This is a genomic window from Streptococcus sp. 1001283B150225_161107_H12 (assembly GCF_015552665.1).
Classification (GTDB): Bacteria; Bacillota; Bacilli; order Lactobacillales; family Streptococcaceae; genus Streptococcus.
In genome coordinates this window covers 1-15,466 of sequence record NZ_JADNFC010000004.1, presented here as the reverse complement: position 1 = coordinate 15,466, position 15,466 = coordinate 1, and the positions used below count along the sequence as shown (strand labels likewise).

The 15,466-nt window shown below is 43.7% G+C and carries 15 protein-coding genes, 1 tRNA gene and 1 pseudogene; all 17 read left to right on the top strand.

Annotated features, from left to right (window positions below; translation table 11 throughout):
- Window positions 1–180 precede the first annotated feature (180 nt).
- On the top strand, window positions 181–444 hold the full coding sequence (locus tag I2C87_RS06750) for a type II toxin-antitoxin system RelB/DinJ family antitoxin (protein ID WP_120701289.1): 264 nt from the start codon (window positions 181–183) through the stop codon (window positions 442–444).
- Complete coding sequence (locus tag I2C87_RS06745) at window positions 437–715, top strand: type II toxin-antitoxin system YafQ family toxin (RefSeq protein WP_120701288.1); 279 nt, start codon at window positions 437–439, stop codon at window positions 713–715. Before I2C87_RS06750 ends, I2C87_RS06745 begins: the two co-directional genes overlap by 8 nt.
- A gap of 37 nt (window positions 716–752) precedes the next feature.
- Window positions 753–1,448: a hypothetical protein gene (locus tag I2C87_RS06740; protein WP_195324293.1), complete on the top strand. Its 696-nt coding sequence runs from the start codon at window positions 753–755 to the stop codon at window positions 1,446–1,448.
- Window positions 1,445–1,594, top strand: a complete 150-nt coding sequence (locus I2C87_RS06735) for a hypothetical protein (protein WP_195324292.1) — start codon at window positions 1,445–1,447, stop codon at window positions 1,592–1,594. Before I2C87_RS06740 ends, I2C87_RS06735 begins: the two co-directional genes overlap by 4 nt.
- An 18-nt stretch (window positions 1,595–1,612) precedes the next feature.
- Window positions 1,613–2,854, top strand: a complete 1,242-nt coding sequence (locus I2C87_RS06730) for an aminopeptidase (protein WP_195324291.1) — start codon at window positions 1,613–1,615, stop codon at window positions 2,852–2,854.
- A 591-nt stretch (window positions 2,855–3,445) separates the two neighbouring features.
- Window positions 3,446–7,006, top strand: a complete 3,561-nt coding sequence (locus I2C87_RS06725; protein WP_195324290.1) for a family 20 glycosylhydrolase — start codon at window positions 3,446–3,448, stop codon at window positions 7,004–7,006.
- Between the two features lie 145 nt (window positions 7,007–7,151).
- Complete coding sequence (gene truA, locus I2C87_RS06720; RefSeq protein WP_195324289.1) at window positions 7,152–7,901, top strand: tRNA pseudouridine(38-40) synthase TruA; 750 nt, start codon at window positions 7,152–7,154, stop codon at window positions 7,899–7,901.
- Window positions 7,891–8,652: a bifunctional hydroxymethylpyrimidine kinase/phosphomethylpyrimidine kinase gene (locus I2C87_RS06715; RefSeq protein WP_195324288.1), complete on the top strand. Its 762-nt coding sequence runs from the start codon at window positions 7,891–7,893 to the stop codon at window positions 8,650–8,652. The genes truA and I2C87_RS06715 overlap by 11 nt, the downstream gene beginning before the upstream one ends.
- Window positions 8,642–9,112, top strand: a complete 471-nt coding sequence (locus I2C87_RS06710; protein WP_048691530.1) for an ECF transporter S component — start codon at window positions 8,642–8,644, stop codon at window positions 9,110–9,112. Before I2C87_RS06715 ends, I2C87_RS06710 begins: the two co-directional genes overlap by 11 nt.
- A 3-nt stretch (window positions 9,113–9,115) precedes the next feature.
- The gene (locus tag I2C87_RS06705) at window positions 9,116–9,679 is read left to right on the top strand and encodes a TIGR01440 family protein (protein ID WP_195324287.1); all 564 of its coding nucleotides are present in this window, start codon (window positions 9,116–9,118) and stop codon (window positions 9,677–9,679) included.
- Window positions 9,680–9,897: 218 nt separating this feature from the next.
- Window positions 9,898–11,181 carry a trigger factor gene (tig, locus tag I2C87_RS06700; RefSeq protein ID WP_048691525.1) on the top strand — a complete coding sequence of 428 codons (1,284 nt, stop codon included), beginning with the start codon at window positions 9,898–9,900 and terminating at the stop codon, window positions 11,179–11,181.
- Window positions 11,182–11,398: 217 nt separating this feature from the next.
- Complete coding sequence (rpoE, locus tag I2C87_RS06695; RefSeq protein WP_048691524.1) at window positions 11,399–11,977, top strand: DNA-directed RNA polymerase subunit delta; 579 nt, start codon at window positions 11,399–11,401, stop codon at window positions 11,975–11,977.
- 263 nt (window positions 11,978–12,240) lie between these two features.
- Window positions 12,241–12,936, top strand: coding sequence for a B3/4 domain-containing protein (locus I2C87_RS06690; RefSeq protein WP_154853826.1), 696 nt, complete (start codon window positions 12,241–12,243; stop codon window positions 12,934–12,936).
- Window positions 12,937–13,098: 162 nt separating this feature from the next.
- Window positions 13,099–13,184: transfer RNA gene (locus I2C87_RS06685), tRNA-Leu, on the top strand.
- Between the two features lie 177 nt (window positions 13,185–13,361).
- Window positions 13,362–14,243, top strand: a complete 882-nt coding sequence (locus I2C87_RS06680; RefSeq protein ID WP_006595009.1) for a class II fructose-bisphosphate aldolase — start codon at window positions 13,362–13,364, stop codon at window positions 14,241–14,243.
- Between the two features lie 154 nt (window positions 14,244–14,397).
- Window positions 14,398–15,153, top strand: a complete 756-nt coding sequence (locus I2C87_RS06675; protein WP_195324286.1) for a DeoR/GlpR family DNA-binding transcription regulator — start codon at window positions 14,398–14,400, stop codon at window positions 15,151–15,153.
- Between the two features lie 223 nt (window positions 15,154–15,376).
- Window positions 15,377–15,466, top strand: a pseudogene (locus I2C87_RS06670) (galactose-6-phosphate isomerase); the annotation flags it as partial.

Sequence of the window (15,466 nt, the reverse complement as noted above, 5' to 3'; positions counted from 1 at the left end):
CTTAATCTATGATAGCAACATTATATTCTAAAACTAAAACTCAGGCTGAGATCTCCCATATTTGGGACATTAATTTTATTTCTTTACTATATTTTGGCTTATAGACATCTGTTGTATATCCAATGAATTTACAAAAGCCTTCTTTTTTGTTACAATAATCAATAGAAAGAAGGTGAGAATATGTCAAAGACGAGTATGAGTATTCGTTTGGATAGTGAGGTCAAGGAGCAGGCTCAACAGGTTTTTAACCATTTAGGGATGGATATGACTACAGCCATCAACATTTTCCTCCGTCAGGCTATTCAATATCAGGGTCTACCGTTTGATGTAAAGATAGATGAAAACAGGAAATTGCTTCAAGTCGTCACGGATGTAGAGCAAAATCGGAATATGAGTCGGTCTTTTGAATCTGTCTCAGACTTGATGGAGGACTTGCGTGCTTAAGATTCGCTATCATAAACAGTTTAAAAAAGATTTTAAGGTGGCAATGAGGCGTGGATTGAAAGCAGATTTGTTTGAAGAAGTCTTGCATTTTCTGATTCAAGAAAAAGAACTTCCTGTCAGATATCGTGACCATCAATTGACTGATTCCAAGCATTTCCAAGGTGTTCGGGAGTGTCATATCCAGCCGGATTGGCTTTTGGTGTATAAAGTGGACAAGGATGAATTGATTTTAAACTTGCTGAGGACAGGAAGTCACAGTGATTTATTTTGATGGATTCAACGATCCTCGCTCGGTTTGAGGTTGGTTAATGATAGAAAAGAAAAAAAGAGCAACACCCTGGAAGTCAGGGAAAGTCATTTCCATTCGCCTACGAAATGGTGTTTATGTCTTAGCACAAATGGTGCGAGAGCCCTATCTGGTATTTTTTAACCATTTCAAGGAGGAAAATAACTGGAAGGGAGTGACCTTGAAAGAGGAGAATATTCTCTTTTGTAAAGCAGTCACTCGTCAGTTTCTACGCTCTAGTCCTGTAACAATTGTCAAAGATCTTGAGCCTCTCTTAGATTATCGGTTGCCTAAAGAATGGATTTATAGCCATATGGGAGGGCATCCGATTACGGTTTCGGTGAAGGGACAGGAGCGTCAAGTAGCTGGTTTTGGTCATCGGCTTTCTTTGGTTGAGGCGGATAAGGAAAGTGGCCAACCAGAGGATAATCCTCTGATGGGACTCTTCCAAGCCTATATCCTACCAGATATCCAAGAGCAAGATTGGGAGCGGGTCAGTCAGGCTGAGCTCATGTCTCTAGAAGTCTTTCCAACACTCAATGAGCGTCTCTACCTTTGCTATCTTTATGGGAAAAATGTGAATCCAGAGCAAGATATTTCTTTAGGAAAGCCCCTGTCCGATGATTATGAAACCTATCTCGATATTCTTACCAATAGCCCAGAGGCACGAGGCCTTTATATAGGTGAGGAGGATGCTAAGAAAGGAATAGAACGATGAGAGTAAAAATTTTTGCAGAAGACAAACCTGCTCAAAAGACATTTAGCTATCAATTAGAGCTAAATACTGATACAATTTTAAAAGTAACTGGCCTGGTCTGCACCACTGTCGTGGTAGCAAACCTCTTGTCACTCTTAAAGGATTAATATAGAAAAGGATTGAACATGGTTTTACCAAATTTTAAAGAAAACTTAGAAAAATACGCAAAATTGTTGGTGGCGAACGGCATCAACGTGCAACCTGGCCATACCTTGGCTTTGAACATCGATGTGGAACAAAGAGAATTGGCCCACCTAATCGTTAAGGAAGCTTATACCTTGGGGGCCCACGAAGTCATTGTCCAATGGGCAGATGATTTTACTACCCGGGAAAAATTCCTCCATGCACCGATGGATCGCTTGGACAATGTGCCTGACTACAAGATTGCAGAGATGAACTACCTCTTGGAACACAAGGCTAGTCGTTTGGGTGTCCGTTCTTCTGATCCAGGTGCCTTGAACGGCGTCGATGCAGAGAAACTTTCTGCTTCTGCCAAGGCTTTGGGAATGGCTATGAAACCAATGCGCATCGCTACTCAATCCAACAAGGTCAGCTGGACAGTTGCTGCAGCAGCTGGTTTAGAATGGGCGAAAAAAGTCTTCCCAAATGCGGCGAGCGACGAAGAAGCAGTGGATCTCCTTTGGGATCAAATCTTCAAGACCTGCCGGGTGTACGAAGAAGATCCAGTCAAGGCTTGGGAAGAGCATGCTGCTATTTTGAAGAGCAAGGCAGATACACTTAATAAAGAACAATTCTCAGCCCTTCATTACACAGCACCAGGCACCGATTTGACCCTTGGCTTGCCAAAAAAACACGTCTGGGAATCTGCCGGGGCTATCAATGCCCAAGGCGAAGGTTTCTTGCCAAACATGCCGACAGAAGAGGTCTTCACAGCTCCTGACTTCCGTCGTGCAGAAGGATATGTCACTTCTACAAAACCGCTTAGCTACAATGGGAACATCATCGAAGGCATCAAAGTGACCTTTGAAAATGGAGAAATTGTGGATATTACAGCTGAAAAGGGCGATCAAGTTATGAAAGATTTGGTCTTCAAAAACAAGGGAGCGCGTGCCTTGGGTGAATGTGCCCTCGTACCAGACCCAAGCCCAATTTCCCAATCAGGTATTACCTTCTTTAACACCCTCTTTGATGAAAATGCCTCTAACCACTTGGCCATCGGGGCAGCCTATGCCACCAGCGTAGAAGGTGGAGCAGAGTTCACAGAAGAAGAACTCGAAGCAGCCGGCCTTAACCGCTCAGACGTCCACGTTGACTTCATGATTGGCTCAAGCCAAATGGATATAGACGGCATCCGAGAAGACGGTACCCGCGTCCCAGTCTTCCGCAACGGAGATTGGGCAATATAGGGAGCAAAACAGAAATCAGTAACTCGAAGAGTTTGATTTCGTAGTTTTGCCCCCGCACAGTTGATTAGGAAGTACGAGTACCGCAGGTAGGAGTAGTTCCAATCAACCACTGCGCCAAGAGACAGAAATCGGTAGACGCAGTCTCGATTTCGTAGTCCTGCCCCCACACAGTTGATTAGGAAGTACGAGTACCGCAGGTAGGAGTAGTTCCAATCAACCACTGCGCTAAGAGACAGAAATCGGTAGACGCAGTCTCGATTTCGTAGTCCTGCCCCCGCACAGTTGATTAGGAAGGGCCTTGCTTCGCAATCCCTATCCATCACCTCAAAACAGTGTTTTGAGCAATCAACCACTGCGCTAAGAGACAGAAATCAGGTACTTAGAGCCTTTGTTTTTAGAATACATCAATAAAGAGTTTGGTTTTAAGAGCCAAGCTCTTTTTTTGTCCGCTAGTTTTAATGAATTATAGGGATAAAATTTTATAGCTTCTTCTCTTAATTAAAGAACCTTTCAAAGAAGGCTTGACGAGGGCCTGCTTTCTAGATAGACTGGAAGTAAGCGTTTACACAAAACAAATTTTAGGAGGTCCTGATGAAATCACATCAACCACGTTATGCTATTCGCAAGTATACTGTAGGAGTTGCTTCGGTACTAGTTGGCTTTTTTGCTAGCGGTCAAGTCGTAGCAGCAGATACGCCAAGCGTTACAGAAAGCCCTGCAACGACTCTACCGACACAGCCAAGTGAAGGAGACTTGCCTCTTTCTGCTACGGAGGAAGCTCCTCAGCCGGTAGTAGAAAAACCAATTGTTCCTGCTCCAATCGTTGATCAAAGTCAGCCGACCCTACCTGATCGAGAATTGCGCGCATCTGATCTTGATCGCTTGATTCGTGAAGAAGCGATCTCTGTCACAGAAGCTGATGTAGCAGCTCAACCAGTGACAGCAGCGACTGAAACACCCGCTAAAGATCCTGAACAAGAAGAAAAATTGGCCAAGAAAAAAGTCATCTCTATTGATGCGGGTCGCAAGTACTTCTCACCGGATCAAATCAAGGAAATCATTGATGAAGCCAGTAAGACGGGCTATACCGACCTACATCTCTTAGTGGGAAATGATGGTTTGCGCTTTGTCCTTGATGACATGTCCTTGCAAGTAGGAGATGCATCCTACTCAAGTCAAGCGGTCAAAGAGGCAGTTGAAAAAGGAACCAAAGCTTACTATGACGATCCAAATGGAACAGCCTTGACGCAGGCTCAAATGGATGACATTTTGGCTTATGCTAAATCCAAGAATATAGGCGTGATTCCAACAATTAATAGCCCAGGGCACATGGATGCAATCCTAACCGCTATGGAGCAATTAGGGATCGAAAACCCTCACTTTAATTACTTTGGCACGAAAAAGTCAGAACGGACCGTTGATTTAGACAACCAAAAAGCCCTAGATTTCACCAAAGCTTTGGTGGATAAGTATGCGGCTTATTTCAGTGGCAAGACAGACATCTTTAACATCGGTTTGGACGAATATGCCAATGATGCAACGGATGCTCATGGTTGGCAGGTTCTCCAAGCTAGCAAGCATTGGCCAGATGAAGGCTATCCAGATAAAGGCTACGAAAAATTCATCCAATATGCCAATGATCTAGCGGCTATTGTGAAAAAACACAAGATGAAACCAATGGCCTTCAACGACGGTATCTACTACAATGGCGATACCTCCTACGGAACCTTTGATAAAGATATCATTGTTTCCTACTGGACAGGTGGTTGGAACGGCTATGATGTGGCTTCTTCAAAATTCTTGTCTGAACTAGGCCATCAAATTCTTAACACCAATGATGCTTGGTACTATGTCCTTGGTCGTGACAAGGCTGGATCAGGTTGGTACAATCTCGATCAAGGTCTCGAAGGGATTTCTAAATCAGCGATTGATGTTGTTCAAAAGAATGATGGGGCTAAGGTTCCATTTATCGGTGGGATGGTAGCTGCCTGGGCAGATACGCCATCTGCAACCTACAAAAAAGAGCTTCTCTTCAAGCTCATGCAGGCTTTTGCGGATAAGAACGCAGACTACTTTGTAGCGGACCCTGAAATCGTCGAAAAAGCTCTTGCGGAAGCTCCAACTGATTTGGACCATTACACTCCAGAATCGCTAGTAGCCTTTACAGCAGCAAAAGAGGCGCTAGAAGGAGTGGGAGCAGAAACGACACGAGCAGAAGCCAAAGAACTGATTGCTTCTCTCAAAGCCGCTCAAGAGGCCTTAGTCCATACAGAAAGCTATGCCAAAGAGTTGGCAGACAAGGAAGCTGCTGAAAAACTAGCTAAGAGCAAGGTAATTTCCATTGACGCAGGACGCAAATACTTCTCGCTGGATCAGTTGAAACGAATCGTGGATAAGGCTAGTGAGCTAGGCTACACTGACTTGCACCTCCTTGTCGGAAATGATGGCATGCGCTTTGTGCTCGATGATATGACGGTTGAAGCCAATGGCAAGACTTATGCCAGCGATGACGTAAAACAGGCGCTTCTCGAAGGTACCAAGGCCTACTATGACGATCCAAATGGTCAAGCTTTGACACAAGCAGAAATGGATGAGTTACTGGCTTATGCTAGCTCAAAAGGGATTGGCTTAATCCCGGCAGTCAATAGTCCAGGTCATATGGATGCCATCTTGGTAGCGATGGAAAAACTGGGTATCGAACATCCACAAGCAACCTTTGATACAGTTTCCAAGACAACCATGGATCTAACCAACGAAGAAGCCGTCAACTTTACCAAGGCTCTAATTGGCAAGTACATGGACTATTTCAAAGGCAAGTCTAAGATCTTTAACTATGGAACAGACGAATATGCCAATGATGCCACCAATGCCCAAGGCTGGTACTATCTCAAATGGTATGAGCTCTATGGTAAGTTTGCGGACTATTCCAATAGTCTCGCAGCTATGGCTCGCGAAAAAGGTCTGCAACCAATGGCCTTTAACGATGGCTTCTACTATGGAGACGAAGATGATGTTGCCTTTGACAAGGATGTCTTGATTTCTTACTGGTCTAAAGGATGGTGGGGCTATAACCTCGCATCACCACAGTACCTAGCAGACAAGGGCTACAAATTCCTCAATACCAACGGTGACTGGTACTATGTTTTGGGCCACAGGGGAGATCAAAGCTATCCACTCGATAAAGCTATCCAACATTCAGAAACTGTTCCATTTGAACAATTAGCTTCAACCAAATACCCTGATGTGAAATTACCGGTGTCCGGAAGTATGTTGGGAATATGGGCAGATGAACCGGCCAATGAATACAAGGAAGAAGAAGTCTTCCAGGTCATGGAAGCATTTGCCAACCACAATAAGGACTATTTCAAAGCTGACTATACGGCCCTTCGTGCGGTCCTTGCAATTGTTCCAACAGATCTTTCCATCTATACAGAGGAATCTCGTTCAGCTCTTGCAAAAGTCTTGGATACATTGAACTGGACTGTCAGTCGTGCCCATCAAGAAAAGGTAGATGAGCAAGTGACAAGCCTAACACAAGCTCTCAGCCAGTTGAAACCAATCACCCAAGTGGGAGGTCAAGCAGAAAATGATGTCAGAGCCTTGGTAGAAGACAAACCAAGCTTGGAAATCATTGAAACAGAACTAGATTTTGAAGTCGTCGAACGTACGAATCCAGACTTGGCCAAGGGTGAACGAAAAGTGGTTCAAGCAGGTGTTAAAGGCCAGAATCGTGAATTTGTTGCGGTCTCTGCTCTTGATAAGAGCCGCCAAGTGGTAGGAACAGAAGTTTCGAAAGAAGCTGTTTCTGAGATTGTGGAAGTGGGCACCAAGGAGGCAGAAGTGATCACTCCGACTCCAGGTTTACAGGATGGTCCAAGTCCTCAACCAGACTTACCTCAAGTTGGTCAAGGAGGTCACGATCAAGTAAGACCAGTAGCTCCTGAAGTGAAGCCACTTGTGAACGCTCAACCAGCTCCAGTCGCTTCAGAACAAAAAACAGTAGAAGAGGCTAAGCCAACACCGATGCAAAATCAAGCACCGTCTAGCCATCAGCTTCCTGAGACTGGACAAGAATCTGTCCTAGGGTTGGCCTTGCTTGGAGCAATCTTAGGAGCGACAGGGATGGGTCTCAAAGGACGGAAAGAAGACTAATCAGCCCCCCGATTGAACTAAGTTTTTCTATTTTCCAGAGATGGAAAAGGAAAGACTTGGTTCTTTTTTTGACTTCCAAACTGTACCCGGACAGTCATGGCTTTTCTGCCTTGTTCAGCTTGGATGAACTTGATAAAATAAAAACATGACACGATACAAAGCAACTATTTCTTACGATGGAACGCTATTTGCAGGTTTCCAACGCCAACCGCATGCGCGTAGTGTACAAGAAGAAATCGAGAAGACCTTAATGCGTCTGAATCAAGGAAATCCCGTGACCATCCATGGCGCGGGCCGGACGGATGCAGGCGTCCATGCCCTTGGGCAGGTCATCCATTTTGATCTCCCTCAGCCACGGGATGAGGAGAAGCTCCGCTTTGCCCTCGATACCCAGACCCCAGAGGATATTGATTTCATCCGGGTGGAGCAAGTAGCAGATGACTTTCACTCACGTTACAAGAAGCACAGCAAGACTTACGAATTCATCGTGGATTATGGTCGCCCCAAGAACCCCATGATGCGCCACTATGCCACCCACTATCCCTACCCCTTGGATGTGGCCAAGATGCAAGCAGCCATCCAAAAGTTGGAGGGGACCCATGATTTCACTGGATTTACTGCTTCGGGTACCAGTGTGGAAGACAAGGTTCGCACGATTACAGAGGCTCGCTTGGTTGAGGATAGGGCAAATCATCGCCTTCTCTTTACCTTTTCAGGTAATGGCTTTCTCTACAAGCAAATCCGCAATATGGTGGGAACCTTGCTAAAGATTGGCAATGGACGAATGCCGGTGGAGCAAATTGACTTGATTTTAGAAAAAAAGGACCGCAATCTAGCAGGTCCGACAGCAGCGCCAAATGGCTTATATTTAAAGGAGATTCGGTATGAGCAATGAATTGATTCTAGCTATTTCAGGAAATGATATTTTTAGTGGAGGAGGTCTTCACGCAGACCTTGCGACCTATACGACTAACAAACAGCATGGTTTTGTAGCGGTGACCTGTTTGACAGCCATGACCGAGCACGGTTTTGAAGTCATTCCGGTGGATCCGACGACCTTTGCTCAACAGCTCAGCTCTCTCAAGGATGTTCCTTTTTCTGCTATTAAACTCGGCCTCTTGCCAAATGTTGAAGTGGCAGATTTAGCCCTGGCCTATGTCAAAGCCCATGCAGGTATCCCTATGGTGCTGGATCCTGTCTTGGTCTGCAAGGAAACCCATGATGTGGAAGTGTCAGCCCTTCGAGACGAATTGATCAAGTTCTTCCCTTATGTGACCATCATCACACCAAATTTACCAGAGGCTGAGATCTTGACCCAAAGCAAGATTCAATCGCTCGATGATATGAAGGAGGCTGCTCGTAAGCTCCATGAATTGGGAGCAGAGACTGTTGTGGTCAAAGGGGGCAATCGCCTCAACAAGGAAAAAGCCATCGATGTCTTTTATGATGGCCAAGACTTTACGGTCTTCGAAGAAGACGTTTTAGAGAAGAATAATACAGGAGCTGGTTGTACCTTTGCCTCTAGCATTGCAAGCCAGTTAGTTCAAGGGAAGGCAACGTTAGAAGCTGTTAAGGCTTCAAAAGCGTTCGTCTACCAAGCCATTCAAAAATCAGATCAATATGGAGTAGTTCAATATGACCAATAACCGTACCCAAGTAATCGCGCATTTAGCCATTTTAACCGCCTTGACAGTTGTGCTGGGCTATTACACCAAGTTGCCAACTCCAACCGGGATGGTGACCTTGCTGGATTTAGGCGTTTATTTTACCGCCTTTTATCTGGGGCGCAAAGAAGGTGCAGTGGTCGGTGGTCTTGGAGCCTTTCTCTTAGACCTCCTCTCTGGCTATCCTCAATGGATGTTCTTTAGTCTCCTTTTCCACGGAGCTCAAGGCTACTTTGCTGGCTTTAAAGGAAAAGCCCGTTACATCGGTCTGCTTCTAGGAACGGTTATCATGGTAGGCGGCTATGCCCTAGCATCAGCGCTCTTTTTAGGAAATACCTGGGTAGCGGCCATTGAAGAGGTTCCTCATAATCTGGTTCAAAACTTCGTTGGGATGGCTCTGGGATATGCTCTGTACCATTTCTTGCCAAAGAAGGGGAATTAGAGGATGGAGTTAGAGCAATTAAAAAGAGAAACCCAGGAGATTTTGCTGGATCTTTTATCCAAGGCCAATCTGCATCAGGGACAAATCCTCGTATTAGGCCTGTCCACCAGTGAAGTCGCTGGCGCAAGTATCGGGAAGAACTCAAGCCTAGAGATTGGGCAAGCCATTGTGAAAACCATCCTAGATACCCTAACTCCCAAAGGGATTTACTTAGCTGTCCAAGGATGTGAGCATCTTAACCGCGCTCTGGTGGTCGAACGTGAACTAGCAGAAAAGAAAGACTTAGAAATCGTCAATGTACTACCGAGCCTCCATGCGGGTGGTGCCGGACAGTTGGCAGCCTTCGGTTATATGAAAGACCCTGTCGAAGTGGAATATATCACAGCTCAGGCTGGTTTGGACATCGGGGACACTTCTATTGGGATGCATGTCAAGCATGTGCAAGTACCCGTTCGCCCTGTCTTGAAAGAACTGGGTGGCGCTCATGTGACGGCTCTAGCGAGTCGTCCAAAGTTAATCGGTGGGGCGCGTGCTACTTACCAAGAAGATTCGCTTCGGAAATCCTAATAGGAAGGAAACTAGTTCAGGCATGGACTAGTTTTTTTGTTCCGTGACAAATTTTGAGATAGGAAAGAGATTTTTAATCTTTGGGTCTCCAGAAACCACTATAAAATTCTTCTAAAAAGAAGCAGTTTTCACAAAACCAGGATGCCCAAAAACTTGCATTTTCGAAGTTTTATGGTAAAATTATTAGGAATGACTATATTATTTTAAGGAGAGACAGAATGTCTGTATCATTTGAAAACAAAGAAACAAACCGCGGTGTATTGACTTTCACCATTAGTCAAGAACAAATTAAACCAGCTTTAGACCGCGTGTTTGAGTCTGTTAAGAAAAACTTGAACGTACCAGGATTCCGTAAAGGTCACCTTCCACGTCCGATCTTCAACCAACGTTTTGGTGAAGAATCACTTTATCAAGATGCTTTGAACGATCTTCTTCCAGCAGCTTATGAAGCAGCAGTAAAAGAAGCGGGTCTTGAAGTGGTTGCTCAACCAACTTTTGACGTTGTATCAATGGAAAAAGGTCAAGATTGGACATTGACAGCAAATGTTGTTACAAAACCAGAAGTTAAATTGGGTGCTTACAAAGACCTTGAAGTATCTGTAGAAGTTTCTAAAGAAGTAACAGATGAAGATGTAGATGCACGTATCGAACGCGAACGCAACAACTTGGCTGAATTGGTAATCAAAGAAGGACCAGCAGCTGAAGGTGATACTGTTGTGATCGACTTTGTAGGTTCTGTTGACGGTGTTGAGTTTGACGGAGGAAAAGGAGATAACTTCTCACTTGGACTTGGTTCAGGTCAATTTATCCCAGGTTTTGAAGACCAATTGGTTGGACACTCAGCTGGTGAGACAGTTGATGTCATCGTAACTTTCCCAGAAAACTACCAAGCAACTGACCTTGCAGGTAAAGAAGCAAAATTCGTGACAACGATCCACGAAGTAAAAGCAAAAGAAGTACCAGCTCTTGACGATGAATTGGCAAAAGACATCGACGAAGAAGTCGAAACTCTTGCTGAATTGAAAGAAAAATACCGCAAAGAGTTGGCTGAAGCGAAAGAAGAAGCTTATAAAGATGCAGTTGAGTCAGCAGCGATTGACCTTGCAGTAGAAAACGCAGAAATCGTTGACCTTCCAGAAGAAATGATTCACGAAGAAGTACACCGTGCTGTAAATGAATTCCTTGGAAACATGCAACGTCAAGGAATCTCTCCAGACATGTATTTCCAAATCACTGGTACAACTCAAGAAGATCTTCACAAACAATATGAAGCAGACGCAGCAGCACGTACTAAGACAAACCTTGTCGTAGAAGCAGTTGCCAAAGCAGAAGGTTTCGAAGCAACTGACGAAGAAGTAACTGCAGAAATCGAACAATTGGCAGCAGACTACAACATGCCAGTTGAACAAGTTCGTAGCTTGCTTTCACCAGAAATGTTGAAACACGATATCGCTGTGAAGAAAGCTGTTGAAGTGATCACAAGCACTGCGAAAGTAAAATAAAAAGATGATCTTCCATCATGATGGAAAGAAGTCATAAGAGGAAAAGCTGAGGCCATGTGTCCCGGCTTTTCTCTTCTTATTGGCGCGGAATTTTCCTTTGACGAAAGGGGAAAATTATCGTACAATAGAGTGTAACGATAAATGATGTATTCTAGGGGTATCCTCTTTTTTAATGAAAAAGAGTGTTGCCTTGAGATAAAAATGAAGGAGATCTACCTTGGAATTAGAAGTATTTGCTGGACAAGAAAAAAGTGAACTTTCAATGATTGAAGTAGCCCGTGCGATTTTGGAGTCACGTGGCCGTGATCATGAAATGTATTTCAATGACCTGGTCAATGAAATTCAAAACTACCTCGAAAAATCAAACAGTGAAATTCGTGAAGCTCTTCCATTATTCTATACGGAATTGAATGTGGATGGAAGCTTTATCCCACTAGGGGATAATAAATGGGGACTTCGCTCATGGTATGCAATCGATGAGGTAGATGAAGAAATCATCGCTCTTGAAGAAACAGATGAAGACGAAGAACCTAAGAAACGTAAGAAAAAACGTGTCAATGCCTTTATGGACGGAGACGAAGACGCGATCGATTACAATGCGGATGATCCAGAAGACGAAGATGTCTATGAAGCAGATCCAGCGCTTACTTACGATGATGAAAACCCAGAAGATGAGAAGGATGAAGTGGAAGCTTATGACGCTGAAATTAATGAAATCTCACCAGATGAGTTGGATGAGGAAGTTGAGTTAAGTGACGAAGAAGACGAAGAAGAGTCTTACGAAGAAGAAGAATAATCCAAAGAGGCTGGGACAAAATTCCTAGCCTCTTTCTATGTTTATTTGGATTGTCGAGCAAGACGCAGTGGTTGAGTGGACTCTACTACGCTGATTTCATCAGCTTTTATAGCCCTACTCAACTGTGCGGAGGTTGGACGACGAAATCGAATTCTAACGAATTACCGATTTCTGTCCAACTCTCTTTCTTTACTTGAAGGATGGTTCAAGGAGGAGTATAATGAGGGTGTAAGTCTAACCTAGCGCAGAAGGAGGAAGGGGATATGGACTGGATACTGAATCAAAGTTTGGTGGATTTGGGGGTTGAGACAGTTGTAATCGGAGTGGCCAAACAGGTGGATCCGCAAGCTCCCTTATCTGCAGATTTTTTATCTAAAAAGAAGGAGATGGAAGCTTGGGCCTTAAATTGTGATCTCAGCTCGGTGAAAGAGGAGGCAGTTGTACAAGGCTATATGGACTTGTTGAAGGAAGTGGGGCGAAGTGTCAAGAAGAATCCGCCGACTATTCTTGCTTTGATTAAGAATATCCAAAGTCGTGGCTTCCTTCCGACAATCAATAGTGTGATTGATATCTATAATGTTGAATGTCTTCGTTCCTTTCTAGCCATCGGAGGGCATGATTTGGATAAGATACAGGGACCAATCGAGTTTACGATTAGTCAAAGAGAAGATACCTTTTTGCCTATCTTATCAACAGAAAAGCATGTTAGTGAAACCGATCCGGTCTACCGAGATCAACAAGGTATTATGGCCTGGCTAGATGTGAGAGATGGTGAGCGCTATAAGATGGAGGAGACTACCCGCAATGTCCTCTTTATCATCCAGGGGAATCGAGCGACCTCTGTAGAGATGCGCTTGGAAGCACTGGAGCGGATAAGAGAAGATTTGTTCTCTTGTATGCCCGATTTAGAATTTGAAAAATATCTGGTTACCCCCAGTGAGACAATTCTAGTTCCTTAAGAAAGTCCTCCTGTGATAGGGATGTGTCCTCATTTGAACAGGAGAAACAAGTGAAGCGCTAAGGCTTTTCCTGATTTGGGAAAATCTGCAACCTTTGAAAAAAGTTTGAAAAAAATCTTGACAAGAAAGTAGAAGATTGATATACTAGTAAGGTACTCAATCGCGGGGATGGCGGAATTGGCAGACGCGCAGGACTAAGGATCCTGTGACCGCTTTAGGTCGTGAGGGTTCAAGTCCCTCTCTCCGCATCGGATGATCAAGGCAGCTTCGGCTGTCTTTTTTCTTGTTCATTTAGCAGAAAGAATGCTTGAAAGAGAAGAAAACGCTTTAAAGGTTCAGGAAAAGCTAGCATTTTCAATGAAAAAGTGATAAAATAAACAATGTAAGTGGTTTAACCACAAAAAATAAGAGGAGGCCTACAACTAATGGCAATCGTTTCAGCAGAAAAATTTGTCCAAGCAGCTCGTGACAATGGTTACGCAGTTGGTGGATTTAACACAAACAACCTTGAGTGGACTCAAGCTATCTTGCGTGCAGCAGAAGCTAAAAAAGCTCCAGTTTTGATCCAAACTTCTATGGGTGCTGCTAAATACATGGGTGGTTACAAAGTAGCTCGCAACATGATCGCTAACCTTGTTGAAGCAATGGGTATCACTGTACCAGTTGCAATCCACTTGGACCATGGTCACTATGAAGATGCTCTTGAGTGTATCGAAGTTGGTTACACTTCAATCATGTTCGACGGATCACACCTTCCAGTTGAAGAAAACCTTAAATTGGCGAAAGAAGTTGTAGAAAAAGCTCACGCTAAAGGTATCTCAGTTGAAGCTGAAGTTGGTACAATCGGTGGTGAAGAAGACGGTATCGTTGGTAAAGGTGAATTGGCACCAATCGAAGATGCTAAAGCAATGGTTGCTACAGGAATCGACTTCTTGGCAGCAGGTATTGGTAACATCCACGGTCCATACCCAGCGAACTGGGAAGGTCTTGACCTTGATCACTTGAAGAAATTAACAGAAGCTCTTCCAGGATTCCCAATCGTATTGCACGGTGGTTCAGGTATCCCTGATGAGCAAATCCAAGAAGCTATCAAACTTGGTGTTGCGAAAGTTAACGTTAACACTGAGTGCCAAATCGCATTCGCAAACGCAACTCGTCAATTCGTACGTGAATACGATGCAAACGAAGCAGAATACGACAAGAAGAAACTCTTCGACCCACGTAAATTCTTGAAACCAGGATTCGAAGCAATCACAGCTTCAGTTGAAGAACGTATTGACGTATTTGGTAGCGAAAACAAAGCTTAATTTTGCTTGAAACGTTATTAACCAGAGGTTTATCCGCAAGGATAAGCCTTTTTGATTTCTCTTTTTCTAAAAAATGTTTGTTTCAAACAAATAATGATTGCGATTCTGACAATTTAAGGTTATAATAAACAAAAACGATGCAAGTAGGTAGGAAATGAAAAAACAGGAAAGACTGAATGAGATTATCAATCTGGTCAATAAGGCTGGAACCGTTTATGTTCAAGACATCATGGAAAGTATGCAGGTGTCGGATATGACGGTCCGTCGGGATTTGATTGAATTGGAAAAGCAAGGGCTCCTTATTCGTGTTCGAAATGGAGCCAAAAGTAACCAATTCCTCCCTTCACGAGAGCTTCCCCATGAAGAGAAGTTACTCAAGAATATTCTGGCTAAGCGTGAGGTAGCGAAGAAAGCTAGCGAACTGATAAAAGAAGGAGAGAGTATCTTCCTTGGGCCGGGGACCTCTGTTGAGGTTCTTTCCGAAGCCATTAATAATAAGGAATTGCGTGTGGTGACCAACTGTCTGCCGATTTTCCAAGAGTTGTTAAAGAAGAAAAGTGATACCTTTAAGGTAATCCTCTTAGGAGGGGAGCTTCGAGAAACCAGTCAAGCTTTTGTCGGCGAGATAACGAACACTCTCATGGAAAGAATGTACTTCCACAAGATGTTTTTTAGTGGGAATGGCATTGTGGATGGACGCGTTCTGACCTCTTCTTTTGAAGAAGCCTATACGCAAAAGTTAGCCTTAGAACGTTCTTCCGAAGCCTATCTACTGATTGACTCCTCCAAGATTGGCAAGGAAGACTTTACCTCTATCTGTTCCTTGAAAAAAGTAACTGCGGTGATAACAGACGATGCATCTGAGAAAGCGCATGTAGAATTAGAGGAATATACACGTGTGATTGTATAAATAATAAACTGAAAAGAGAGAGCGATTCTCTCTTTTTTTGTTTGTTATAAACAATTTAGGGCTAAAAAATAATAAAAAATAAAGAAAAACGAAAAAAATAAACAAAAAATAGTTGACAACAAACAAAATTAGCGCTATACTGTGTTTGTGAATAACAAAACGAAGTCGAATGAAGAAAGAGGAGAACTTTCTTTGTTGACGGAAATGCAAAAAGGAGAAGCATATGGCAATTGTAGTTGGTGCGGATGCAGCAGGTATCCGCTTAAAAGAAGTAGTCAAAGAATATTTGGAAGCAGAAGGTTTCCAAGTAGTG